We start from the raw sequence: 26716 nt of genomic DNA, 5'->3' as shown, positions 1-26716 counted from the left end.
TTATGCCGATAAATGAATTAACATCAGGGCAGATTATAGAAGCCTGGTTGGCTGTCGGATTTACCCTGATGATTTACAGCTTTTTGTATAAAGATAACCCTGTCTTTAAACTGGGCGAGTACATGTATGTTGGTTTGACTGCTGGATGGGGCTTGTGCGTTGCTTGGTACATGGTGGTTTGGCCGGATTTAGTCAGCCCTCTTTCAAGGGTAATCGGGTCCTATTTCGGCAAGCAACTTGAAAAGCCGCTGGAGCCGCATGAAACCCTTTGGCTTTTTATCCCTTTGATACTGGGCGTGTTTATGCTTACCAGGTTTTCTCAAAAGATAGGATGGCTCTCCCGTTATACGTTTGCTTTTATTATGGGGGCTGTTTCCGGAATGGCCATCCCTCTGGTCGTATCCGCTGATATCTTTAAACAAATGGTGCCGACCTTAAATCCGTTGTGGACTTCTGCCGATGCTTCCTTTTTGGCGATTATGAATTCATTTTTAATTCTCATCGGGGTTATAAGTGTCCTCATTTATTTCTTCTTTTCGCTCGAGCATAAAGGGGTGGTTAAGGTCGTTTCGAAGATTGGTATATTTTATATGATGGTTGCTTTCGGTGCCTCTTTCGGTTATACGGTAATGGCCCGAGAATCGCTGGCCATCGGAAGGATAACAAAGCTGGTTAACTGGGCGGGAAAAGAATATTATTACGCTACCATTATCCTTTTCCTGGTTGTTGTTATCTTTATCGTTTTGTATGAAATAATCAATCGCCTGAAAAAGCAGCAAACCCCGCCGGCCGAATAGTCGCTTTCTTAGCGGAGTCTTATTAAGCTTTCCCGTTTGATATTTAGCCTGTTCATTAAAGGCATCACTTCATTAATAAATCTCTTTCCATCTTGCGGATATCCGGCGGTGGGGTGCAAGTCCGGAATATGTTCCTTCCAGAAAGCATTGAGGCTTTTCATATGGAGTTCACGCGTGTATTTGCAGAATAAAGACGAAAGCGCGATGGTGAATTCCGCGTCTTCCCCGTCACGTAGGAATTTGATAATGCAGGCTTTTTCATGGCCTGAGAAAGCCGCATATTCCGAACAATCGTTTCTTTCCCGGATAGGGCGTATTGTATGTTTCTTGAAAACATTCTGAAGCGGTTCTCGGTAATAAGTTCGGCCGCCTTGCTTGCCGATGAAAATACGTGATTTGCTGTTTCTGGGAAAATAGCGCTCCGTTAATCCGTTCAGTAATTCTGCGGTGATGTCAAAAAGCAAATCGGCTTTGTTATGTTTTTTGTCTATCCTGGAATTGAATTCCGCCGCGTTAATAATTCTGACCATTGCACCTTTAAATTTAACGGAATTTGTTTCGCATTCCTTCTCCAGTGATTTCGCGGTGTTGGATATCTTTTCTTTATTCGCTTCAAGCGGAAGTGAGATGTTTGAATGGTTCGTGTCCCAGGGCAAATCAGGATACTGTTTGCAGCCGGTAACCGTTTCAATGAAGCGTTTTATATTCTGATAGTTCCCATCATTTCTTGTAAATAGATTTACAAAAGACAAAACAGACGTTTCCAGTGGCTTGATTCCTTTGTTTGATTGATACAGGCGTTTACTGTCGCAAACCGAGATGGAAGCCGTTTTTCCGGGAGAAGCCGAGACTGTCCGGCAGAATACCTTCCGGAGATTCATGTTGAAAGAGGGCACCTCAAAAACCGTTGCAGTTACCACCAACGGTCCCAAAACCGGCCCGTAGCCGGCCTCGTCTATCCCGATTAAATAATTCGGCATGAAATCTATTTGCCTTTAAAAAGCGATTCTTAACAATGCCGTGGCCGAGAAATTAAAAAGAACGTTTGTGTTGCCTTGGTTTGCGCTGGTCCATACGGCCGATTCGGCCATCTCAAAGCCGAGCGCGAAATGGTCGGAAAAACGCTGGAACATTCCAATGTTGTAAGCCGCTGTTGGTCCGATATCTTCAGGATCGGTTCCTTTATAGCGTTCAAGCCCCCCGTATAAATTAAGTTTTATATAAGTATTGTTCCATGTCTGGCTTAATACGCCGAATCCGATGCGGCAGGAATCCGTTCGGACATCATGCTTGAGCCCATCTGTTTCCGTTTTTGTGTAAGTCTTACGGTATTCTATGATAACCGGGGATGCTTCCACTTGGTGCAAAGGATAGCTCTCGCCAACCACCATCGGGTAATAAACGTATGAGCCGATATGGAATCGCCTGAAATCTCTTTTTATCCAGTAAACTCTTAGCGAAGTTCCCCAGGCATCATTGATATTTAAATCGTTATCAAATATAGTATAAAGCGGGCCGACTTCTATCCCGATTTGTTTCAACCATGATTGCTCGGACCAGCTCTTTTTATAATGCGCTAAAACGGCTTCCAGCCTGTTTTTCAGCTCGTTGATTTCTATTTTCAGCTTGTTTGCTTTTTCTTTCAATTCATGCGCTTTTGGAAAAAGTTTTTCCATTTCGGCTTTGTAAGCTTCCTCCTGCAAGGCGGAATATTCCCTTTCCTTTTTTATGATTTCTTCATCCAGCTTAGATATCTCGTCTATCTTTATGCCGTTTTGGTTCTTGGGGGTTTCTTTCTTTTCTTCTGGATAAACGGTTTGGATTCTATCAATGCCGATTAAAAACAGCACAGCAACGACAACACAATATTTAATAAAACTCTTCATAAAAGCTGGATTGATACGGGCATGCCTTTTTGGTTCAGAGATTCCTGGGCGGCTTCCAGGACACGGACAACCCTTAAGCCATCTTCCCCGTCGGTCAAAGGCGTCTGGTCGTTTTTGACGCATTCCAGGAAATGTTTGCACTCCTTCTGCAAAGGCTCGGTTTGGGGCAGTGGAACAGAGGAAACCTCTCCGAACCTTAGCGAAAGATATTCTGCGTAAGTTTCATAATCAAAGCCCTTGTCGATTCCCCGGTCGTATAGTTTCAGCTTGTCCTTGGGTTCCATATCGTCAAATACCGCCATCTTTTTGGAGCCGACTACCGTGATGCGGCGTATCTTGTGCGGGTCAAGCCACGAAATATGAATATGCGCCATCTGCGTTCCCGGGAATTCCATATTGACAAAAACTACGTCATCGATATTCTTCTGCAGATAAGATTCACCCCGCGCCGTCACGCTGACCGGGTTGGCACCCAGCAGGTATAAAATAACGGAAATATCATGCGGTGCGAATGACCACATCGCGTTTTCATCAGCACGAACTTTGCCCAGGTTAACTCGTTGGGAATATATATAATAAAGCGTGCCCAGTTCTCCCGCATCTATTATTTCTTTCATCTTAGTTACTGCCGGGTGGTATTTCAGGAGATGCCCGACCATAAGAATTCGCTTGGTGTTATGGCTTAATTTGGTCATCTCTTCCGCTTCACGGGCTTTTAGGGCCAGCGGCTTTTCCACGTAAGTATGCTTGCCGGCCGTCAGGCTTGCTATCGCCAGCGGATAATGCGTTACGGCGGATGATGAAATAACCACGGCCTGGATTTCTTTGTCCTTGAAAATGTTTTCCGGGTCGTTTGTTACCTGGATATCTTTATAGGTGCTTTTTATATAGTCAAGCCTTTTTTTATCCAAATCCGCGCACCATTTGATCCGGCATTCGGGCAGCGAATGGAAATTACGGACGAGATTCTTTCCCCAGTCTCCGGCCCCGATGATACCCAAAGTAATCATAATAATCTCTATGCTTCTCTTAAAGAGGCGCCGAATTTAGTTCCGATATGTTTAACTATTTTATTCACCGCCTCGTCGACTTCGCTATTAGTCAGAGTCCTTTTATCAGACCGGAAAACCAGGGAAAAAGCTAGGCTTTTCTTCCCGGGAGGAATATTTTTTCCTTCGTATAAATCGAAGAATTTTATCTTCTCCAGAAATTCCGGAGCAACTTGCCTGACTGCCTCTTCAATCTTTTCCCATAATGCCGTACGGTCAAAAATCATTGCTAGGTCCCGTTTGATTGCCGGAAAACGGGAGAATTCGGAAAACACCTTTGCTAGGGCGGCGTTTTTAACAAAGAGGTCGAAATCCAATTCGGCCAGCACCGGTTTTTTTCTGAGCTCGTATTTATCCATTAACTTATCGCTTAATTCGCCGGCCCATCCCAAAGACTGGTCATTCAATAATATCTTAAAGCTTTTTCCCTCTCCGAAACAGTCGGCTTGGGCAGGGACTATCTTTATCTTACTGTCCAGCTTAAACTCGGCGCATATCTTGGCAATCATTCCTTTCAGCGAATAAAAGCTCCTTGTATCAAGCAGGGAAAGGACGTGCTTTTCGCCCGGCTTATCGTTTTCCGGATAATAACATGATGCTATTTCAAATGAACTAAAACTGTCTCCTTCATCGTTGTAGCCTTGGCTTGTCTTTTGCGCCATCAATAAGCTGGGCAGGAGGCTTTTCCTTAAAAAGCGGTCTTCCACGCCGTCCGGGTTCAAAAGACCCAGCGGTTTCTTATCCGTCCAGAGAGGGAAGTCTTCCTGGTATTTTTCTTCCAGAAAGCTGTTGGTCAGTATTTCATTAAATCCGCCCCCGGCAAGAAGAGGCTTAAGTTGCGCGCTTATTATGTCTGATTTATTGACGGCCTTTAATTCGCCGGTGCTTTGCGGGAGTTCGACCGGAATTTTGTCATAGCCGATTACCCGGACAAGTTCCTCGATGATATCTACCTCTTTTTCTATATCCAGGCGGTATGCCGGTGAAATCATTTCTATCGCGCCCTTAAATTCTTTTTTTATGATAAATCCAAGGCCTTTGAGGATTCGTTTGATTTCTTCCTTGTCTATGATTACGCCCAGGATATCTTCCGCCCGTGAAAGTCTGAGTGAAATCTTTTTCGGAGATTGGTTAAGATGATTAACTTCCTGGCATCCAGTGACGCTTCCGCCGACGAATTCCTTTATAAGCGCCGTCGCCCTCAAAGACGCCTCTTCGGTTCCAAAGGGGTTTATTCCCCGTTCAAAACGGTAGGAAGAATCCGAGGCAAGCTTTAACTGCCGGCTGGTTTTTCTCACGTTTGCCGGGTTGAAAGCCGCGCTTTCCAGCAATAGGTCTGTTGTGCCGTAAGATATTTCCGTTGCTTTCCCGCCCATCACCCCGGCAATGGCGACCGGCACGGAACTATCGGCAATGACCAGCATCTCCGGGGAAAGGGAGTATTCTTTGTCATCTATAGCCTTGATTTTCTCGCCTGCTTTGGCCTTGCGCACGATAATCTCTTTGCCGGCGAGTTTGTTTAAATCGAAGGCGTGCAGGGGCTGTCCAGTTTCGTATAGGACGTAATTGGTGATATCTACGATATTATTGACCGGTCTTATACCGATAGCTTCCAGCCGTTTTCTCATCCATTCAGGAGAAGAGCCGACCCTGATACCCTTGATGATTCGCCCGATATAAAGCGGGCAGAGCGCCGGGTCATCGGTCCGGATAAAGTTTCCTTTGCCGTTTTTCTTTTCCTCCTTTATCCTTAAGGGTTTCAGGTGCGTCCCGGTAAGAAGCGCCACTTCCCTGGCAATCCCCACGATGGAAAGGCAATCCGCACGGTTGGCCGTTATTTCCAGCTCATAGATCATGTCCGCATTCATCCCGCTCCGCTGCGCTGCGGGGACGCCCGATAATTGGGAATCTTGGAATGTGGCGTAGCTTTCAATCTTTAAGCCATGGTTGGTCAATAAATCCGCCAGCTCGTCCGGATTCAGCTTAAAATCGCAGAATTCTTTGAGCCAGTTATATGTGAATTTCATAATAGCATCTTGTTTCTAATAGGTATTTTTGCCTATCATATAATATAGGACGGGATAAAACAAGAAAATCATTACCTGTTAATTTTATAGTAGCAACGTATACCCGACGAGGGTGATGTGATTTTTCCCTCCCCGCTTTGCGGGGAGGGATTTCCTGTTAATCCCCGAAGTGAAACGGAGCGGGGCAGTGGTATAGGGCTATAGTCCTAACCACAAGAAAATTAGAAATGATAAAAGAGGGCAACCGAACCGCGGGTTTATTTCTTCTGGATTAATTCCTTCATTTCCCTGACCGCCTGTTCTATGCCGCAGAAAACCGCCCGGCTGATGATGCTATGCCCGATATTCAGCTCTTCTATTTCCATGATGCGGGCAATCGGTTTGACGTTCTGATAATTAAGCCCGTGTCCGGCCGCCACATTCAAGCGCATGTTGCGCGCCATTACAGCCGCTTCGGCTAATTTATGATAAGCCACCCGTTGCTGTTCAGTTTCATTGTCCAGGGAATATGTATTGGCGTATTCGCCGGTATGGAGCTCCACCGTATTTACCCCGATAATCTTTGCTATCTGAAGTTGTTCCCGGCTTGGGTCTATGAAAACCGATACTGTAGTTCCGGCTTTCTGGAATTTCTTGGTGAATTCCTGCACGCGCTTTTTTTCCTTGATGATATCCAGCCCCCCTTCGGTGGTTATTTCCTGCCGTCGTTCCGGGACAAAAGTTACCTGGTGGGGTTTTATCTGGAGTGCTATATCTGCTATCTCGTCGGAAAGTGCCATCTCCAGGTTTAACCTGGTTGCGATAACTTCTTTTAATAGTCTTAAATCGCGGTCTTGGATATGGCGCCGGTCTTCCCGCAAATGACAGACAATGCTATCCGCACCGCCCAGCTCCGCTATTCCGGCTGCAGTTACCGGTTCGGGTTCTTTTCCGCGCCGTGCCTGCCTGACTGTCGCAACGTGGTCAATATTTACTCCTAATTTCATATAATTACTCCATTATTTTAAGATGTTCTCTAAAAAATCCAACAAGCTTTTTTCCCGCTGATTCAATTGCCTTTTTATCTTGGGCTTCTATCATAATCCTCAGGAGCGGTTCGGTTCCGGAATACCTTATCACTATCTGGTGCATCCCGTCCAAAAGCCCCCTGGTTTGGCTTAATATTCTATCATATCCTTTGAGCGATGTCAATTCCGGCTTGGTTTTTACCTTGAGGTTAATCAGGACCTGCGGATATTTTGCCATGCATTTTGACAGCCGCGAAAGCGACTTTCCTTCCGTTTTCATTACGCGCAATAATTCCAGCGCCGTGATAATGCCGTCTCCGGTGACCGAACGGTGCAAGAGTATGATGTGCCCGGATTGTTCCCCGCCTATGATATAACCGTTCTTGAACATTACGTCCGCCACGTTCCGGTCGCCTACCGGGGTGCGGATGATATTGATTCCTTCCTTTTTCAAAGCCACTTCCAATCCGGTATTTGCCATAACCGTGGTCACAACCATGTTCTTGCGGAGCATCCGTTTCTTTTTCAGGTATTTCGCGAGCATTACCAGCATATAATCGCCGTCAATGATGGCGCCTTTTTCATCGGAAACGATAAGGCGGTCGCCGTCCCCATCGAAGGAAAAGCCGATATCGGCTTTGTAGCGCTTTACCGCGCGGCTGATTGCCTCCGGATAAAGAGAACCGCAGCAACGGTTGATATTAGTCCCGTTTGGGCAGTTGTTTACCGGGATGACTTTGGCGCCCAGCTTCCCGAAAATCTCCGGCGCGATGAGCGAGGTTGCCCCGTTGGCGCAATCCACCGCAATCCGTAAGCCCTTAAGGCCGATGCCGCCGTTTACGATATCGCCGACATATTCCATGGCGCTTTCCGGCGCGTTTATGAGCCGCCCGGTTTGTTTAGATGTAAACTTTGCGCGCAGTTTATCAAGTAGATATTTTTCTATCAGGATTTCAGCTTTATCAGGTATCTTAATGCCTTCGGATGAAAATATTTTTATCCCGTTGCTTTCGCACTGGTTGTGCGAGGCGGAAATGATTATTCCCAAGACAGATTCCTTTTTCCGGGTAAGGTAAGCGAGTGCCGGAGTAGAAATGACGCCCGCCTGTATGACGTCAATTCCCTGGGAGCATAACCCTGAGGCAAGCGCGTTTTCTATCATCGGGCCGGAGATACGCGTGTCGCGCCCGATTAATACGGAATGCCGGCCATTCGCTTTGCCGTGCTTGACATGCCCGGCCATTGCGGGCACCCGGTGGGTATGGAATATAGATGCCTTGTTTTTAAGCAGGTACCCGAGAATTTTACCGAGCTTAAGGACGTTTTCCGCGGTGAGGAAGTTTGTATTGGCGACATCCCTGATGCCGTCCGTCCCGAAGATTCGCTGATGCATAATTATTCCGTTATATCAACCGTGACCGATTTCAAAGGCTCGGCTAAGATGATGCCTTTGGGCGCCTTATCGGTAAGCTGGAATTCGAGGCTGACTCCCGGATAGCTCCTGCCCGGGACCAAATCAGCGATGTTCTCGTAGATAGTGTTAATATTTACGAACACGTTAAAATGAGTCGGCTTTAAAAGCCTAATGCTTTCCGGAGGCCCTTTAAGGCGTACTTCCGCTTGCTTAGGCTTGACCTTGACCTTGTAAGCGAAATCCTGCGGCAGGACGATATTGATATCCGTTTTCAGCACGGTTTCTTTCAACTCTTCGGCGATGGTTATGACAAGCTTGAAATTCTGGCTGGCAACGACGGGCTTGTTTTCTATGGTCGGCTGTATCCTGCCTTCGCGCTCGAAAGAAGCCGTGGCGCCGGAAACATCCACCGGGATGCACCCAATGGATGACTTCGTTTCCAGGACGCTCTTGGGTCCGCGCACCATTATTTCCGCGGGTTCCGCCCACACTTCAGAGACGCGGTAGCCGGATGAAGGTTTCCCTGACCAGCAGTTGTCCGTATCTATTATTATATATTTTTCCATTTCTTTCATCAGCCACACCCGGATTTTTGCCGGTTTCATCTTCTTCACCATGACTCCGGAAGGCAGGTTAAAATCGGATTCCTTGATATCTTCCACCTGTGGAATATTGTCATCCATGGTCGGCGCCACCCGGTGGCGGCAGGTGATATCGTCCGTGATTTCGGAAAGGATTCCCCTCGGGCCTTCCAGGGTGATTTCGATAGAACTGACCGGCTTGCCGTCATCCGCATCCTCCGCGTAGCCGACCATCCCGCTGGGGACAATCAGCTTAAGCTGTGCCATGACGGGCTTGGGCGGTTCGGTGTATAACCGGTTGACATATACCCAGATGCCGATGGCAAGTAATAACGCCATCATCTTGGTCCCGAAATTATCGGTAAACAAGTTGGCAATCCATTTTATCAATTTAGGCAGTTGTTCTTTCATTTCGTGCCTTCTGTTTTCGTCGCTTCTTTTATCTCTGTTGGTTTTGCCTGGATTTGCGCCTGCGCCGGTTTAAGGTAAAGGCTTTCTAAAAGCTTTCTCAGCGAGTCCTTGTCCAGGTCTGAAGTGAGTTTTCCGTTCAATGCCACGGAAATCGTGCCGGTTTCTTCGGAGACGATGACGACGATGGCGTCGCTTTCTTCGGTAATGCCGATACCGGCTCGGTGGCGCGTGCCGACCGTCTTGGAAAGCTCCATGTTATCGGTCAGGGGAAAGAGACATCCGGCCGCGGCAATGCGTTCCTCTTTTATGATGACCGCGCCGTCGTGGAGGGCGGTCTTGGGGAAAAATATCGTCTGCAAAAGCTCGCTCGTCACTTCCGAATCTATCTTGACCCCGCCTTCGATATAGTTCTTTAAGCCGATATCGCGCTCTATCGCCACGAGCATCCCGGTCTTGGAGCGGGAAAGCTTTATCGCCGCGTCAATCACTTCCTCCAAAACCATGGATTTATGCTTGAAGAAAGAATAAAAAAGCTTGGTCTGGCCAAGCTTTAAAAGGGCGTTACGCAATTCCGGGTGGAAAATGACGATGAGAGTAAATATCGCGATGGTGGGCAGCCAGTTCTGAAGGATATATAACACCACTTCCAGTTCGAATATTTTACTGACCGTCACGGCGACCAAAAAGGTTATCATGAAAATAAAGAAGAGTCCCTTAAGCATTCCTGCGCCGCGCGTCCCGCGCATGCTCAAAAGCACCATGTAGAACATGAAAAACAGGATGCCTATTTCAATCGCCGGTTTTATATAAGACATAGTTTACGTCCCCCTTTAAGGGAGCATGCTCGAAATCCCGCCTTGCGACCAACGGAAGTCCTATAAGGGCGGGATGGAGCGGGATTTTATTCTTTCAACAATCCTTATCACCTCAACCATTTCCTTAACATCATGAACGCGGAGGATATTGGCTCCCTTCCAGACGGCGATTGATACCGCCGCGGCGGTCCCGAATATCCTTTCCTCCGGCGGGAGATTCAGTTCCCGGCCGATAAACGATTTCCTGGAAGGGCCCACCAGCACCGGAAAACCCAGCGCCGTGAACTCATCCAGCCGGTTTAGTATCTCGTAATTATCCTCTAATCTTTTACCAAATCCTATGCCCGGGTCAATAATAATCTGACTTTTCTCTATGCCTCTTTTCAAGGCCTCGGTTATCCTCTTCCTGAAATAAGCGATTAGTTCCGTTATCAGGTTGTCGTAATGCGGATTTTTCTGCATATCGCGCGGAGTCCCTTTGATATGCATGATGATGACCGGCACATGCTTATCCCGCACGACGTTTTTCATTTCCGGGTCAAAGCCGAGTCCCGAGATATCATTCACCATCCGGGCGCCGGATTCGATTGCCTTTCTGGCCACGGCGGATTTATAGGTATCTATGGAGATGACCGCCTCCGGGCGTTTCTTCAAGATTGATTCTATCACCGGGAGCACCCGTTCAAGTTCGGTCTCTAAGGGGACGGGGTCTGCGCCGGGCCGGGTGGATTCGCCGCCGATATCAATGATATCCGCTCCGTCATCAAGCATGCGGAGTGCCTGCTTAACGGCCTGGTGGCAATCGAGGAACCTGCCTCCGTCGGAAAAAGAATCCGGGGTGATATTCAAGATGCCCATAATAAGGGTGCGTTTTAAGGAAAGCTTCCCGCCCGGATAAACGATTTCCGCAGGATTGTTTAAAGTATTCATCTTGGCATGTAGCATAGAAATTATTTTATCAGAGGAGCGTAATTGGGTCAAGACAAAAGGATTTAGTGAATTAAATGCGGGGTTGAACTTGACCCGTTAGAAATTTGCTGGAGTTTTGGTTTAGGAGAAAAATGAAGCATTATTATTAAAAGTTGTTTTGATGGTAAACAATAGTTAGATAAAATCTGCTCGCCCCGTTAGAGGTATAAATAATGCTTGACATAAAGCTACCCCCTGTTTTATTTAGCGAGAAAGCATCACCTCTAACGGGGTAAAGGTCTTGACAACCGCTCCTTCTTTTTGTATAAATGGAACCATGACAAAACGCCAATCGCTATCCGGTTATCTGGAACAAATCAAGTCTGCTTTGAATAAACAAGATTGGGCCCATGCAAAACGACTCAGCAAAATTAGTGCTAAAAAACTCTCGTCTTTTCATTACACTCCCTTTGAAGAATATATGTTGTACCGTTTATCAGGTCTCGTTTATTACCATCTGGCAGAATATTCTCGTTCTATTGATGTTTTTTACAAAGCTTATTTGATAGCCTTAAAACATCATTTTGAGCCAATAGACATTGCTTTTACTTCTTTACTAATAGGCAATAACTTCCTGGAAATGAGAAATATCTCTCAGGCTTTAAATCAATTACAAAAAGTAGAACAATACTATCAAAAACCTGGCAACAAGTCTCTTTTATCTGATAAAATGTATCCGGCAACATATATTGGATTAGCTTGGTGCTATTTGCAGAAGAATGACTTAGAAAAAGTTCGTGAAATCATAGATGCAAAACTTTCTTTACCTAACCTTTTCCAATCTAACAAGCTTGCCCGCATAGATTATTATCATCTTAAGGGAGAGTATCAAGTTGTATTAAAAGAGTATAACATGGCGACCCAATCTTTTCAAGAATGCGTCAAACTTAGCAAGGAATTAAATTTTCAACAAGGGCTAATTACGGGAAGAATCAATCTTGCCATTATTAACCTCTTGGAAAAACGGTTAGATTTAGCTATCCCAGCATTAAATAATATTTTTGATGATGCCCGCCGTTTAAAACTTAATGAACTGATTTGCGAATCCGGTTTGCTTTTGAGCAAATGTTATTCTCTTAAAAATATGTCCCATAAAGCAGAGATGATTGAAAAACGAATAAAGCTGATTATAAACAAACTCGACAGCGTTTGGCTCTATGAAAAAACACGTGAATTTGAAAAGCTCTTCCGGCAAATACAATCTGCAACGAAGGAATCAACCCTTTCTCCAGCTATTCTTGCTGATACACTTAATCAGCATATTAAAACTTCTAATTATAAACATATTGTTGGCAAATCCGTTCCGATGCAAGAGGTTTATCAACTCATAGAAAAGGTTGCCCCGACTGATTTACCGATTCTGATCCAGGGTGAAACCGGAACAGGCAAGGAACTTATTGCCAATGCCATACATACTAACAGCCTGCGCGCAGACAAAATCTATTTCCCGTTCAATTGCGGAGTTCTTCCGGAAACGCTTATTGAAAGTAGTTTATTCGGCCATACCAAAGGCTCGTTTACCGGTGCCGTAGAAGATAAAAAAGGTTATATTGAACTTGCATCAGATGGAACGCTTTTTATAGATGAGGTTGCCAATATGTCCCCGTCTATGCAACAGAAGCTCCTGCGGGTTATGGAAGAAAAGCTTCTCTTCCCGTAAGGAAATTCCGGAGCGAAGCGAAGTCCCGACGAACGTCGGGGCTGACATATCCCCCAGCGCGTTAGCGCTTTTCACCGCCTACCCCTGGCCCGGCAATATCCGCGAACTAGAAAACGAGATAAAACGCATCTGTGCTTTGTATCCTGATGCTAAAACCATTACAGAAATAATGCTCTCGGAAATCATTCGTAATTATTTGTCTTCCACCCCAAGCACCACTATGGGGCAAGACGGTTTAAGTCTGAAAGAAATAGAACGAAACGCCATTATTACCGCCCTTCAAAAATATCAGGGCAATATCACTCAAACCGCCCGGCAATTGGGATTAACCCGCTTTGGCCTGCGTAAGAAACTAAAACACGACAGCATTAAACCAGCCGATGTTACCAAACGGTAACACGAAATCATCTTAAGTGGCAACTGAGTTGTCACCTCAAATAAAATCACGAACTGATTTATATAGGCGAACATTATATCTACTTGATTTTTAACCAGTAAGAAATTATTAAAATTCTCAAAAACTTCCCGTTTCGTTGGCACGATATTTGCTATACATTAAATACAGCTATTAACCGCTAAGCCGCCGAAGGCGAGCCTCGCCAAAGGCGGGGCGCAAAGGAGGATGAAAATTATATGAAAATCAGGAAATCGGTCATTGGGATTTGGTTATTGCTGCCCATTCGGGCGAGCCTCGCCATTGGCGGGGTCATTGTTTGGTCATTGCTCATTGGCCATTGGGATTTTGTCCATGCTGATTCCTGGTCCCAAACAACCTTTACCGATGGGATTTTTACTGATACCGTCACCACCACAGGCGCGGCAGATGTAACTCTCAAGCGAAGCGAATCTATTAATACCGGCACTGGTGCTGATGGCGCAATAACGATTTCTACGGCCAAAAATATTAATTCAGATACTATTGCTACTGGCCGGACCCCGGGAGAACCTGATGGAGTTAACTGGCAGGTCGATCAAAATGTTGCGTCAGGACAGAAAGTTATATCGTCAGAGGTGGACGTTCCAGATGGGTTTGCCGTCGGAGATGAAATTATTATTATTAACCTTAAAGGAGCTTCGGGTGATTATGCTAATGTCGGCTTATATGAATTCAAGAAAGTTTCAGTAGTTGCCTCAAACTCAATCACCGTGGATGTTAATTTTACTAACGCCTATAATGGCGCAGCTCAGAAAATTATGGTTCAAAGAGTTCCTAACTATACTAATGTTACAATTAATTCCGGTGGTTCATTTACCTGTTCTGCTTATGAGGGGATAAACGGTAAAGGTGGCGTTGTGGCATTCCGGGTAAGCGGAACCGTTACGGTAAATGTTGCTAATGGTGTTACTGTTTCCGGGAAAGGGTTTACTGGTGGTGCCGGGGGAACGACTTATAGTCAAAACGCTCCGGGTGGTGTAACCTATAATGGAATTGGTGCTACCGGTGGGAGATATGATACTAATGGTAATTCAGGTCAAGGCGGCGGGGGAGGTGCTGGTGGAGATGGAATTACTGCTCGAACCGGTGGTGCCGGTAATATTGGTTTAGGTGGCGGTGGTGGTGGTGGTTCTTATCATGCAACAGTTGGCACTGCCGGAGGAGGCGGCGGGGGTGGGGGCAATGGCTCTCCCGGAACAGGAGGAGGGGGACGTGGTGATGGAGGCGGAGGCTCAGTATCTACGGGTGGAACAGGTGGTTTTTCGATCGTCGGTTCTACTTGTGCTGGAGGAGGTGGTGGTGGTGGAAATGATGGACGCACCGCAGATGGTGCCGGGTCAGGCACTCTTAATCAACGAGCATATTTAGGCGGGGGAGGAGGAGCAGGTGGTGGTGCACGAACTTCTAATGATCAGCCTACAGGTGCTTCAGGTGGTAATGGAGGCGGAATAGTTTTTATTTCTGCTACGACAATCAATATGTCTTCTGGAGCTTCTATTACAGCAGGTGGTAGTAACGGAAGTAATGGAACAACTATAAACAATGCAAGAAGTGGAGGAGGTGGTGGTGGCGCTGGTGGTTCAATTATTCTTTTTGCCAACATCGCAAATAATTCTGGTAGTATTACGGCGAATGGTGGGAATGGAGGAAGTGGTGGGTTTGACAATGAAGGCGGCGCTGGCGGAGGGGGAAGAATTTATACAAAGTATTATTCTTTTTCAGGAACAGCTCCTACCCCGAATTATTTCGGCGGGGTAATTCCATATCTTACTCCGGGCGCTTATATCTCACCTGCAATTACACCAACTGGTATTATTTACTGGGGGGTCTTAACCTTTACTAAGACTACACCGACGAATACCATATTAACCGTGGATGTTCTAAGTTCATCCAATGGTTCTCTTTTAGTAGCTAATGTTCCGGCAGGAACTGATCTTAAAGCAACTTATCCGGAAATATTTACAAACATTAGCGGTATAAAGATTAGAGCAAATTTTTCCACATCCGATTCTACTAAAACACCGACTCTATCTAATTGGGGCTTGGAATATGCGACAGGGATGGCTGTCTCCACCACCAACTGGTCTGATATTATCAATGGGAATTCTATTCAAATGGGCCAATCAATAGCGCATGTCAAGTTTGAAATGAAAACCTTTGATGGCACTGCCCGCTGGAAGCGCTTTCGTATTGATAAAGGCTTAAAGGCATATTCTTCTAACAGCGCCTGCCCGGATTCTAAAATCGAAGTCCAGGTCTGGTGCGAAAATAATAACAACGGTTTCTGGGATGTCGGTGATATCCTTATCTCTAAAGGCAATTTCGCCAACGGCACGTGTTACCTCAACATGAAACGCTGGCAAGTGACGACCACCTCTAAGACCTATTACATCGTGTATAAACTGGCCAATGATATCGGAGGTGGTCAGCGTGCCGGAGTGAAGATAGTGGATAGCAGTTATCTTGAATTCGAAAACGCTACTGCTATCGGTGTTCCGCCATAAAGATAATTAGCCACTAAGATATCTCGCCTAGGCGGGACACGAAGAGGAAAAACCAAGGATTTAATTCTTTGTGTCCCCGCCCGACTGAACAGTCGTTCGGGCGGGTTAGTGCCTTAGTGGCAGAGAGGAGTTTGAGATATGACACCGGACATAATAAAGTTCCATGTCAAACTGGGATTTCCGTATTTCTCGGCGCCTTTGAGGTCGTCCGACCAATGGGCGCAAGTGCTCGGGCTGGTCGCTCCCCAGGTAAACGCCAAGCGCAAACTCGCCGTCCCGACCGAGCAGTCCTTCGCGGATAAAATCGCCGACCCGTCATCCGTCGGTTACCAGGAAATCATCACCGGCATCACGACCACGCGCAAAGGCAAGACCCAGACCATGGTTTATAATGCCCAGCGCCAAAAACTACGAACCGCCTTTACCAACTGGAGCCAGAAACTTGATTTCATGTTCGCGACCGTGGACGGCGTCGAGGCGAAACGTTTTAAAGAAGCCGTTGCCGCGGCAAAGAATCTCTGGGGTGCAGGCGCATCCAAAAGCGCCTTGCGCGCCACCGGCACCCGCCTGGAAGGCATCGGCGCGTCCGTCATCGCCGCTTACTGGCTGACCAAGCATAAGAAAGCGGTCGGCTCTATCAGGTCTGGGACGGATATAGTCGTCTCCGGCTCTCCCTTTAATATCTGCCAGCCAGGCTTAGCCAATACGCTCGTCTCGGCGCTGACCCAAAACCTGACCTTTGCGCTAATCGTTGCCCAGCAGGCAGAACTTGACCCGGCAATCCTGGCAGTCCTTAATGCCAGGCTTAATATGGTTGCCCAGATGTTTATTGACCCCGGCTTGGGCTTGGTCTCTTTTAGTCCGGGCGGCGGCTCGCATCTGGATATCATTAACGACTCTGTATTAGGTGAAATGGTGTCGGTGAAGGTATCACAGGTATGAACTATCCCGACACTGTCGGTGGTCCCGGCTTACGCCGGGATGACTGAATAATTATAGGCGGTAGAGGCAGGTGTAGGATAGTAACGAGTAGCGAGGGAAAAACAAGATTCCTCATCTACCTGCTACTTACTACTTATAGGGCATCCGGCTTGGTATCCGCCCAGGCAAAAAACATTGACAATCCCGTTTGAATAGAGTAATCTGGTTAAATACCAGAGTGGCTGCCTAAAGTACGATGATAGAAATTTCTGATGTTAATGTCAAGCTGGTCGGCGGGAAAGCTGGTAAGGTGCGCGCTTTGTGTGGTATCGTTATTGATAATGCCTTTGTCGTCCACGATTTCCAGGTAATTGAAGACGCAAATGGAATGTTTGTCGGCATGCCCAGCTTACCGGTAAGCGCCAGGTGCCATAAATGCCATGCAAAGAACTTCGTAAAAGCATTTTTTTGCGCTACCTGCGGTGCCAGAATGATGTATAAATTAGATAATTCCATCCATATGAAAACCTATGAGGATATTGCTTATCCGATTAATGACCAATGCCGTGAACTGATTCAGAAAAAAGTTCTTGAGGCATATCAACTCAAGCTGAAAGACGTTAAATAATGGAAGGGTCACCTTTAGAAGGGAGTGTGGTTTTACGTGTACTAATAACCTTCGGGCTTCTATGTGTGCTTAGTATCTCTATGGTGATATTAATCGGGTGTGGAGGAACGGTGAAGCCGGAAGTTAGAGTCGATAAGCTGGAAACTGAAAACCAACTGCCCGACATCCGAGAGTATACTGCAGCTCATCAGGGAGAGCTAATCATTCTTTTAGGTTCAGACGACTGGGAAACCAGGGAAAAGGCAAAAGAAGAATTAACTAAAATCGGACGACTGGGAAACCAGGGAAAAGGCAAAAGAAGAATTAACTAAAATCGGCGAACCGGCTCTGGAGCTCTTGAAGCAAACCCTCAAGGAAACCCAAGAACCGGAGGTCCGGATGCGGGTGGAATGGATTATCAAAACAATCAGTTTTAACTTGATGACCTTTATCAACATTAATCCGCAAGGTTATAAAGAATACCGGCACGGAGGCACCGGTCTGGTCTTTGTCCTGATTCCGGGCGGAACTTTTAAGATGGGAATAAACGACGGCTTTAATTACGAAAAGCCGGTTCACGAGGTAACCGTCAGTGATTTCTTCATCGCTAAGTATGAAGTGACGCAAAGCGTTTGGCAGAAAATTATGGGAAATAACCCGGCGTCTTTCAAGAAGGCGCGGCAGAGCGAAGAGGCGAAGGATGTCGGGAGCGAGAACAACCCGGTAGAAACGGTTTCCTGGGATGACTGCCAGGAATTTTGTAAGAAAGCGGGATTAAGATTACCAACCGAGTCGGAGTGGGAATATGCCGCCCGCGGCAAGACAACTACTAAATTCTACTGGGGTGATGACGTGAAACAAGCCGGCGATTATGCTTGGTATCAGGATAATTCAAAAAATACCACCCATCCAGTCGGACAGAAAAATCCGAACGGGTTCGGGCTATATGACACTGCCGGTAATGTCTGGGAGTATTGCGCTGATTGGTATGATGAGACCTATTACAAAAATAGCCCTAAGGACAATCCGCAAGGGCCGGCGAGCGGGAATTTCAAAGCCGTTCGCGGAGGCTGTTGGTACGACATCGTCACGGAATTGCGGGTGTCTATCCGTGGCGACGCCGGTCGGTCACTTACGGGTCGGGTCGGCGATGTGGGCTTTCGCCCAGCTAAGACGAAGTAGCCTTTTGACATCGTCCGGTTCAGTTAAATAAGAAAAAAGTTCCTATTAAGAAAGTAATATGAGTTATATGACGGGAAAGATTCCGCCGTAGGATATTACTATCCCGAAAGTTTTCGGAATTTGCAAGGGTGTTTGAGAAAGGTTTGAATAACGTTATAAGGCATAATATTTTACTTGACTATGGGGTAGTGATATGATAAAGTCTGATTTTCATGAAACTATTTAGGATAAAAATAGCCGTTTTACTGGTTTTATCGCTTGCATTTACGGGACTGCTCGGCGCACAGGATAAACCCAAAGAAGAGCCCAAGCCTACACCGCAACCAAAACAGGAAGCTCCTCCTAAAACTAACCCTGCGCTGCCACCCAAGCAGGAAAATCCTCCGCCTAAAACAGAACCGGCTCCTACTCCGCCTAAACAGGAGCCGCCTAAGCAGCAAACTCCGCCTCCTAAACCTAATCCGACACCACCGCCAAACCAGGAGTCGCCCAAACAGACTCCTCCGGTAAAAGAAGAACCAAAAGTCGAGTGCGCTAATATTAATAAAGTCGGCGAGATGGTAGATAATGACATCGTTTCTGGTTTTTACCAGATGGCGACAGACAGGGGCAAAGCAATCATGGATTTTCTGAACCAGTGGAAATCACCTAAAGGGCGTATTCAATATTCTGATAAATTGAATCTTCTGATTATTTCGGATACCAGGGAGAGCCTGTGCAAAATGGAAAAACTTATGGAGATTTCCAACATGCCTTCCCAGCAGATAATGATAGAAGCTTTGGTGATTGAGCGGATAATAAAATCTGATTTTCAACTGGGCTGGGAATCTTCATGGAAACATACTCCAGGGCTTGAGGCAGACCTGACCTTCCATCCCGGTTCGTATCTGCAGTCGTTAGTGGGCGGCGGTGTACCGGGCGGTTTCCAGGGCAGCACCATTCATTTTAATACGAGCGGCCGCAGGGGTACCCTTGATATAAAGCTCCGGTCAATGATAGAAAAAGGCGATGCAGAAATCCTTTCTTCCCCGCGCATCATGGTGGCAAACGGGGAAAAAGCGGTTATCTCGTCCGGCCAGGAAGTCCCTTATCAGCAGGTTACTTATCCAGGCGGAGGAGCGGCTACCGCATCGGTTGTTTATAAACGCGCGGAAATCAAGTTGGAAGTTGCACCGCTTGTATCAAGCGGAAATATTATCAGCTTGCAAATTGTCCCGGAAGTCACCACGCTTTCAGGATACATAACCGTTGCCGGTTCGGAAACGCCGTATTTTGCCACCCGTAAAGCCCAGACCGCTGTCCAGATTAAAAACGGCGAGACAATTACCATCGGCGGATTGGTCAGGGAAGAGGACATTTGGTATGAAAGAGGAATTCCTTTCGTATCGGACATCCCCCTTTTAGGTTATTTATTCAAACGCATTCAAAAGGATAAAAATAAGACCGAGATAATATTTATCCTCAAGCCGTATATCGTTTCAACCCCTCAGGATACGGTTAAACCAAAGATTATTACCGAAGAGCATAAAGAAGATTCCAATAAGTAGGTTAACGGGTCTCCGTTTTATAGTATGACTTATTCTTTTCCCACCATTCCTGCCAGCTTTTAAAATCCTTTCCGGCTTTTGCACCGGTTATGTATTCTAAACAATTCAAGGTGTTTTCCTGTATGTAAGAATCATCTTTTTTCAAGAGATTAATCAAAGGCTCAATTGCCGCGGTTGCTTTTAATGATGCCAATGCCAATATTGCATGGGCGACCACAAATGTATCCTTGTCGGCTAAGGCTTTATTAATAAGCGGGTTTATTGCTTGAGAGTTTTGCCCCACAGCCAGTGCACGAACAGTTTCTTTGCGGACAGAGGCATCCGGGTCGTCAAGTGCCTTGATAAGAGATGCTGTCGTTCCACGCGGCTTTCCTATTTCTATGATTCTGGCGATGGCAAATGCCGAGGCGCTTCTGACTTCGGCTGATTGGTCGTTAAGCAACAGTTGTAATATCGGGTTAACCGGTGTTTCTTTATCACCGATAAAACCGATTCCAAAAAGGGTATTAGTACGGATTAGTTCGTTTTGATCTGCTAAAGTTCCCATCAGCAAAGGGACTGCTTTTTTATCCTCGCTGAATCCTAAAACGCCGCTGGCAATCAGTTTTACTTCAAGGTCGTCTGTTTGAATCATGCGTGCGATAAAATAAAAGTTATTAGTTACCTTTTGTTTTAACTCCTCGGCGGTTTTTTGCTGTTGCTCTACTAGGACGGAATCGAATGCGCTTTGCCATTGTTTTAATAGAGTATCCAGTTCGACCATAAGAGATAGTTCAGCTTCACTATAAGCGCCTTTAAAACCTAATTCCTTATTTTTGTTCCTCGGCTTATTAAGTTCTCTTGTCTGGCAGGCGGAAAGAGCCATTAAAACCAAAAGGGCGGTTAAAATATATTTGAATTTCATATAAGAGTAATTATACAAGAACCTGTAAACCTGTCAATATTAACTTGACCATATAAGGGCAATGTATTATAACTTTTAAATTATGGCGCCGGGTTTCAATATTATTCCTGTAAAAGATAAAAAAACTCTGGAGCGTTTTATCAAACTGCCCTGGGCGGTATATAAAGACAATCCTTACTGGGTCCCGCCGTTGATTGACGAAGCAAAAAAGTTGTTTGATAGGGATATTCACCCGTTCCATAGGCATGCCGAAGTGGAATTATTTCTGGCGCTGAACAATGCGGATAATCCGGTCGGGCGTATTGCCGCCATCGTTAATTATAATCATGTTAATTACCATAAAGAAAAAACCGGGTTTTTCGGGTTCCTGGAGACCGTCGATTCATCGGAAATATGCAAAGCGCTTTTGGATGCGGCTGGGAATTATTTGAAAGCGCGTGGGATGGAAAAGATGCGCGGTCCGGCAAGCTTTTCCTCCAACGAGCAATGGGGGCTTTTGGTCGAAGGATTTGATTCAATGCCGGTTGTCATGATGCCTTATAACCCGCCTTATTACGAAAAACTGTTGGCTAATTACGGCTTGGCTAAATCCAAGGACCTTTTTGCTTATTACGTGGATGAATCCATTAAGCTGCCGGATAAATCCGCCCGTATTGCCGAACGCATCATGTCGCGTAAGGAAATCGTCATCCGTAACCCGGATATGAAAAACTTTAAGAGCGAGATAGATATCATTAAAGAGATTTACAATAAGGCGTGGCAGCATAACTGGGGTGCGATTCCATTGACCGATGAGGAAATGGATTATATGGCAAAGGATTTTAAGACCTTGCTGGATCCGGAACTTTTATTCATCGCGACGGTTGACGGGAAACCGGCCGGTTTTTCCATGGCAATACCAGATTACGCCCCGGTTCTTAAGAAGTTAAACGGAAAACTTTCCCCGCTTGGCATTATGAAGCTCGTATGGTATACAAAAGTCAAAAAGATTAAACGCCTGCGCCTGATTACCATGGGCGTAGTGCCTGAATACCAGAAACGCGGTATAGACGTGATTTTTTATATGGAAACAGTTAAACGCGGACTGGCAAAGGGGTACAGGGAAGCCGAATTGTCATGGGTGCTTGAGGATAATGACCTGATGAACCGTACTCTCCAGTCATTCGGCGCCCGTGTCTATAAAAAATACCGCCTTTACGACATCAGCCTGTAGATACATAATAATTGACCCCACGGAAAATAATTGATAACATCAATACTTTAAATATATGGAAATTGTCGGCCTTATTACTTTGGTCACGGCTTTTGTCCTGACGCTTTTCAGCGTGATGTTGATAAAGCGCCTGGCTAAAGTTTTACGTTTTGTAGATGAACCGGGCGAGCGTAAGGTCCACCAGATCCCCATACCGCTGGGCGGCGGAGTAGCCATATTCATCGGCGTCTTTTTTACCATCTTTCTAGCCGTACTTTCGGCATCGCTGGTAAAAATATACCAGCCGTCCTGGATTTCTCCTGTTATCTATGAGTATCTCCCCGGCGTTTCGAGCATGATTTCCCGCCTGAGCATCATATTTGTCGGCGCCATGATGATTTTCTTCGTCGGGTTGGTTGACGATATCTGGGGATTAAAGCCCAGATGGAAATTGCTGGGGCAGTTGATCGTGGCGGTCTACCTGGTTGCTTTTGATATACGTTTCAGTATGGTAATCACCGGATTTGAGCCATATGGCAAGTATATTGCATATGCCATAACCATATTCTGGATAATTCTGATTACCAATTCATTGAACCTTCTTGACCATATGGACGGATTATCCGCTGGTGTCACCGCGGTTTTATCCTTAATTTTCGGGATAGCCGCATTCCAGACAGGCCAGTATTTCATCGCCAGTTTTCTTTCAGCAATCTTCGGCGCCACACTCGGATTCCTTGTTTTTAATACAAACCCCGCATCCATATTCATGGGTGATGCAGGCAGTTTGCTCTTGGGGTATTTGATTTCCGTCCTTACGATTATTTTTACTTTTTATAAGGCGCATGGCGGATATACGTTCTATGTCCTTTTTGTTCCGCTTTTGGTTGTGGCAGTCCCTGTTTTTGATACGATTATGGTTATTATCATTCGCCTCAAGAATCGCAAGCCCATCTTCAAGGGAGATATGAATCACCTCGCGCATCGTTTGGTCAATCTCGGCTTGTCTGTTCGCTCGGCGGTTTTTACTATCTACCTTTTGACCTTGGGCACAGGTTTGCCGGCTATATTGCTGTATATCATCGATAAAAACAAAGGACTTTTGGGCGGGTTGCTTGTATTGTTCCAGGTTATCTTGATGCTCCTTATTATTACTATCCTCGAACAGGCCGGGCGCGGCAAACATCAATCAGACGGCAAACCTTAGTTATGAAACAATTCCAGATGATTATTATCGGAGCCGGCGCAGCCGGTTTAATGGCGGCGATAATCTCTGCGCGCAATCATTCGGAAAACGGGCAGAATATACTTCTTATCGAGAAAAATGAAAATATCGGGCGTAAAATACTGGTGACCGGAAACGGTCGGTGCAATCTTACCAATACGGATATTTCCCCGGCTAAATATTACGGAGCTAATACCAAGGGGTTGAATAATATCTTCAGCCGTTTTTCATCCGCCCAAACAATGGATTTCTTTGAAGAACTCGGCGTCTGCTTGAAAACAGAGGAAAAAGGGCGTGTTTTTCCGGTTACCAATCAGGCGAGCACGATTGTGGATTTGCTTGCCGAAGAGCTTAATAGGCTGAAAATAAATATGATTTTGGGAGAAAGCGTAACCGGATTGGAGGCAAGCCGGGGCGACTGGAAAGTGACGACGGCTAAATCCGTTTATACGGCAAAATACTCGGTTATTGCCGCAGGCGGTAAAAGCTATCCGCAGTTAGGCTCAACCGGTGACGGCTTTATTCTGGCGCAAAAACTGGGGCATAGGATTATTGAGCCGCGCCCTGCTTTAGTCCCTTTAGAGTTAGACGGGATTTGGTTCCACAAACTCCAGGGCGTCAAGTCAGAAGTCGAGCTTTTTATTAAAGAGAATACTAAAACCGTTGCATCTAAAACGGACGAGCTTATTTTTACCCATTATGGAATTTCCGGTCCGGCGGTCTTGGATATCAGCCGCTTGGTAATTGATTATTATCACAAGCCCGGAGTTGTTATTGCAGTTAATTTCTTCCCGGGATATAATGCGGAAAGCCTGAGGCGATTTCTGGTTGAACGATGGAGTGCGCATCCTCAGAAAACTTTATTCAATTCCTTGTTGGGGGTGATGCCCAAAAAGCTTTGCCGGGTATTGATTGGCGAGCTAAAAATAGACGGTGATAAAACCGTCTGCCAGGTAAGCAAAAAAGATTTAATTCTCCTTTCGGAAAATCTTACCGCTTGGGTGATAAAGGTGAAAAAGGCAAGGCCGTTTGCCGAATCCATGGTAACAGCCGGAGGAGTTGCGCTGGACGAGGTCAACGCGCGCACCATGGAATCTTTGAAGGCAAAAGGCGTTTTCTTGGCAGGTGAGGTCTTGGATATAGACGGCATTTCAGGTGGCTATAATCTCCAGTTTGCCTGGAGCACCGGTTATTTGGCAGGGACGCAGGTCTGATTTGTTAATATTTTTTCTATATGGCACCGGATAAAAAATTACAGGAATTCAAATCGTTACGAGAGTTTTTGCTTTGGTGGAACAGTTCTAGGGTGATTAAATTCCGCTACACGCACCAGAACAGGCTTCCGCGTATTAAGCAGCACAAGTGGGTCAGACCGTGGGTAGAGCAAATAGAATCAAGCGATGACCCGCTGGCAAAAGCCGGGAAAATATTCGGCAACTACCTGATAGAAAAAAAACTGGGCACCGGAGGGATGGGGGTGGTTTACCTTGCGTATGATTCCGTCCTCAAACGAAAAGTGGCGGTTAAGGTGATAGGCATAAAAGGCGAAGCGGCCGTCGCACGTTTTATGCGGGAAGCGCAAAACAACGCCAAATTAAAGCATCCCAATATCGTCCAGATTTACGATGTGGACCAGGTTGATAACCAGTATTATTTTACGATGGAGTATATCGAGGGAAACTCGCTCGAGCACACGATCGCAAACGGCATTTCTCCGATGGAGCCGAAAACAGTGGCAAAAATTATTAGGGATATCGCCTCGGCGCTTTATTACGCCCATACCCAGGGCTTAATCCACCGCGATATAAAACCCTCTAATATCCTGATAGATAAAGAAGGCAAGTCGTATCTTACGGATTTTGGCTTAGCCAAGGAGCAGGACGCGATGGAGTTTTCGCTCACTTTAAGCGGGGCGATAATGGGGACGCCTTATTATATGTCGCCCGAACAGGCGCGCGGGGAAAAGGATAAGATAGACCCCAGGAGCGATATCTTTTCGCTGGGCGCGACGATGTATTACGCGCTTACCGGGCAAACTCCTTTCAGCGGGAAGGAGCTTTATCTTATCCTAGAAAAAGTGGTCCACAAGGAACCGGCCCGTCCGACAAAGTGGGGCAAGCATATTGACCGGGATATTGAAACGATCTGCTTCAAATGCATGGAAAAAGAAGCTTCCAAACGGTACCAAACGGCGCAGGAATTGTCGGATGACCTTAAGCGATATATTTCCGGCGAGCCGATTACGGCGCGTTCAATAGGCTTCTTTGAGAAAATATACCGGAAATCACGGAGGAATAAAATCGCCGCCATTGCCGTTTTAAGCACCGTGACAGTTTTACTGGCACTGGTTGTGAGCCAGGCCGTTTCCGAGTTTAAAAGAATAGCCCAAATAAAGGATAAAATAGCCCAGGCGACGGAACTTTTAAACCAGGGTAAATACGATGAAGTTAAAATTATCTGCAACAATATCCTGGTTCTTTCCCCGGATAATGCCGGAGCGAATAAACTTTTGCAAGATTGCGAAAACGCCGTCAATTTCATAAGAAATCAGCAAAATGAAAAGGAATTGTTGCGCACCAAAGCCAAAGGTATCCTGGACAGGGTGAAAAGCCTGAATGTTCCGGATGACAAGCTCCGTGCGGCTTTTGAAGCACTTGATGTTGACCCGTCTTTCGGGGAAGCCTGGCAGGAAATAGGATATATTTATAAGGAAATCGGTGAATTAGATTCTTCTCTTGATGCTTTTAACCAGGCAATTGCGATTAACCCTAAGCTTGCCTACGCATATTACGAAAGAGCCAATATGTATTATATGCTTAAACAGGATAATAAAAAAGCAATTGAGGATTATGAAAAAGTCCTGGAGCTTGACCCGGCAAGCCACTTGGGATATTTCGCCAAGGGGACGATTGAGCTTTTTAATAATAATTACGACCAGGCGATTGTTGATTTTAACAAGGCGTTGGAGATAAAACCGGACTATATAGAAGCGTATCAAAATAAATCGTTTGCCTACATGGAAAAAAATGATTTAGATGCGGCAGTTGATTGTCTGAATACAATAATAGGGATTAATCCTGATGCGTATGATATTTATTTAAACCGCGCCGGCATATATATGCAAAAAGGTGATTTCGTTTCGGCGATAAACGATTATAGCGCTGTTCTTTCCAAGATCCAGGTGCCGGAATATTATCTTATGCGCGGACAGGCTTTTATGAGGATGCCTGATTTAAACAGCGCCATTAACGATTTTACGCAGTCAATAAAGATAAAAAAGGATTTTGAGCAGGGTTATTATAGCCGGGCGAATGCCTATGCGCAAAAGAAGGATTGGTATAACGCGGTAAATGATGCGGAACTCTTTATCAAGAATTTCCCAAAGAGCCATCTTGTTGTCCAGATGAAACAGCTTCTGGAAAACTGGAAAAGCAGTATTATGCAGGCAGAGCCGCAGAATCCGCCCCAATGATGCGCTGGTTTTAGCGAGAGAAAATTGTTTTCTATCGCATAATGAATAAAAGAATCGCGTCGGATATCCCGCGAGACACGCAAAAAACAACCCGTGTAATCTGAGGCTTA

At 45.9% G+C, this 26716-nt stretch carries 23 protein-coding genes; 13 read left to right on the top strand and 10 right to left on the bottom strand.

From position 1 onward, the window contains the following. The first annotated feature begins 2 nt into the window (after window positions 1-2). On the top strand, window positions 3-797 hold the full coding sequence (locus HY811_08695; GenBank protein MBI4834878.1) for a hypothetical protein: 795 nt from the start codon (window positions 3-5) through the stop codon (window positions 795-797). Between the two features lie 8 nt (window positions 798-805). Here the strand turns inward: HY811_08695 and HY811_08690 are convergent, their stop codons facing one another. The 9 genes from HY811_08690 to folP form a co-directional block, all read right to left on the bottom strand. After that, a complete protein-coding gene (locus HY811_08690; GenBank protein MBI4834877.1) occupies window positions 806-1777 on the bottom strand; it encodes a hypothetical protein in 972 nt (323 codons plus the stop codon). A 15-nt stretch (window positions 1778-1792) separates the two neighbouring features. Next, entirely contained in the window at window positions 1793-2683 is an 891-nt protein-coding gene (locus HY811_08685; protein ID MBI4834876.1) for a hypothetical protein, read from the bottom strand. Beyond that, on the bottom strand, window positions 2680-3693 hold the full coding sequence (locus tag HY811_08680; protein MBI4834875.1) for a Gfo/Idh/MocA family oxidoreductase: 1014 nt from the start codon (window positions 3691-3693) through the stop codon (window positions 2680-2682). Before HY811_08680 ends, HY811_08685 begins: the two co-directional genes overlap by 4 nt. An 8-nt stretch (window positions 3694-3701) precedes the next feature. Further along, entirely contained in the window at window positions 3702-5759 is a 2058-nt protein-coding gene (pheT, locus tag HY811_08675) for a phenylalanine--tRNA ligase subunit beta (protein ID MBI4834874.1), read from the bottom strand. Window positions 5760-6016: 257 nt separating this feature from the next. Beyond that, complete coding sequence (locus HY811_08670; protein MBI4834873.1) at window positions 6017-6745, bottom strand: pyridoxine 5'-phosphate synthase; 729 nt, start codon at window positions 6743-6745, stop codon at window positions 6017-6019. A gap of 4 nt (window positions 6746-6749) precedes the next feature. Next, on the bottom strand, window positions 6750-8159 hold the full coding sequence (glmM, locus tag HY811_08665) for a phosphoglucosamine mutase (protein ID MBI4834872.1): 1410 nt from the start codon (window positions 8157-8159) through the stop codon (window positions 6750-6752). A 2-nt stretch (window positions 8160-8161) separates the two neighbouring features. Then, window positions 8162-9172, bottom strand: coding sequence for a hypothetical protein (locus HY811_08660; protein ID MBI4834871.1), 1011 nt, complete (start codon window positions 9170-9172; stop codon window positions 8162-8164). Continuing rightward, window positions 9169-9987: a TIGR00159 family protein gene (locus HY811_08655; protein ID MBI4834870.1), complete on the bottom strand. Its 819-nt coding sequence runs from the start codon at window positions 9985-9987 to the stop codon at window positions 9169-9171. The genes HY811_08660 and HY811_08655 overlap by 4 nt, the downstream gene beginning before the upstream one ends. Before the next feature lie 60 nt (window positions 9988-10047). Beyond that, window positions 10048-10932, bottom strand: a complete 885-nt coding sequence (gene folP, locus HY811_08650) for a dihydropteroate synthase (GenBank protein MBI4834869.1) — start codon at window positions 10930-10932, stop codon at window positions 10048-10050. Between the two features lie 301 nt (window positions 10933-11233). Here folP and HY811_08645 point away from each other — a divergent pair, with 301 nt between their 5' ends. The 8 genes from HY811_08645 (at window position 11234) to HY811_08610 (ending at window position 19813) form a co-directional block, all read left to right on the top strand. Then, window positions 11234-12616 carry a sigma-54 factor interaction domain-containing protein gene (locus tag HY811_08645; GenBank protein MBI4834868.1) on the top strand — a complete coding sequence of 461 codons (1383 nt, stop codon included), beginning with the start codon at window positions 11234-11236 and terminating at the stop codon, window positions 12614-12616. Then, on the top strand, window positions 12540-13013 hold the full coding sequence (locus HY811_08640) for a hypothetical protein (GenBank protein MBI4834867.1): 474 nt from the start codon (window positions 12540-12542) through the stop codon (window positions 13011-13013). Before HY811_08645 ends, HY811_08640 begins: the two co-directional genes overlap by 77 nt. Before the next feature lie 236 nt (window positions 13014-13249). Continuing rightward, on the top strand, window positions 13250-15556 hold the full coding sequence (locus HY811_08635) for a hypothetical protein (GenBank protein MBI4834866.1): 2307 nt from the start codon (window positions 13250-13252) through the stop codon (window positions 15554-15556). A gap of 138 nt (window positions 15557-15694) precedes the next feature. Further along, entirely contained in the window at window positions 15695-16498 is an 804-nt protein-coding gene (locus HY811_08630; GenBank protein MBI4834865.1) for a hypothetical protein, read from the top strand. Between the two features lie 235 nt (window positions 16499-16733). Then, entirely contained in the window at window positions 16734-17105 is a 372-nt protein-coding gene (locus HY811_08625) for a septation protein SpoVG family protein (GenBank protein ID MBI4834864.1), read from the top strand. A gap of 80 nt (window positions 17106-17185) precedes the next feature. Then, on the top strand, window positions 17186-17416 hold the full coding sequence (locus HY811_08620; protein ID MBI4834863.1) for a hypothetical protein: 231 nt from the start codon (window positions 17186-17188) through the stop codon (window positions 17414-17416). 67 nt (window positions 17417-17483) lie between these two features. Next, window positions 17484-18266: a formylglycine-generating enzyme family protein gene (locus tag HY811_08615; protein ID MBI4834862.1), complete on the top strand. Its 783-nt coding sequence runs from the start codon at window positions 17484-17486 to the stop codon at window positions 18264-18266. A 212-nt stretch (window positions 18267-18478) separates the two neighbouring features. Next, entirely contained in the window at window positions 18479-19813 is a 1335-nt protein-coding gene (locus tag HY811_08610) for a hypothetical protein (protein ID MBI4834861.1), read from the top strand. Between the two features lies 1 nt (window position 19814). Here HY811_08610 and HY811_08605 read toward each other — a convergent pair whose 3' ends face one another. Then, window positions 19815-20717, bottom strand: a complete 903-nt coding sequence (locus tag HY811_08605; GenBank protein MBI4834860.1) for a HEAT repeat domain-containing protein — start codon at window positions 20715-20717, stop codon at window positions 19815-19817. 82 nt (window positions 20718-20799) lie between these two features. On the opposite strand from HY811_08605, the gene HY811_08600 reads away from it, so the two are divergent. From HY811_08600 to HY811_08585, 4 genes are read left to right on the top strand one after another with little or no spacing between them, the layout of a single operon-like run. Continuing rightward, entirely contained in the window at window positions 20800-21930 is a 1131-nt protein-coding gene (locus HY811_08600; protein ID MBI4834859.1) for an N-acetyltransferase, read from the top strand. Between the two features lie 55 nt (window positions 21931-21985). Continuing rightward, window positions 21986-23116 carry an undecaprenyl/decaprenyl-phosphate alpha-N-acetylglucosaminyl 1-phosphate transferase gene (locus HY811_08595; GenBank protein ID MBI4834858.1) on the top strand — a complete coding sequence of 377 codons (1131 nt, stop codon included), beginning with the start codon at window positions 21986-21988 and terminating at the stop codon, window positions 23114-23116. A 2-nt stretch (window positions 23117-23118) separates the two neighbouring features. Then, a complete protein-coding gene (locus HY811_08590; protein ID MBI4834857.1) occupies window positions 23119-24348 on the top strand; it encodes an NAD(P)/FAD-dependent oxidoreductase in 1230 nt (409 codons plus the stop codon). A 20-nt stretch (window positions 24349-24368) separates the two neighbouring features. Continuing rightward, a complete protein-coding gene (locus HY811_08585; GenBank protein ID MBI4834856.1) occupies window positions 24369-26606 on the top strand; it encodes a protein kinase in 2238 nt (745 codons plus the stop codon). Window positions 26607-26716 lie beyond the last annotated feature (110 nt).

The sequence above is a fragment of the Planctomycetota bacterium genome, assembly GCA_016207825.1.
In the GTDB taxonomy this organism is placed as follows: domain Bacteria; phylum Planctomycetota; class MHYJ01; order JACQXL01; family JACQZI01; genus JACQZI01.
This window is presented reverse-complemented; position numbering and strand designations above follow the sequence as displayed.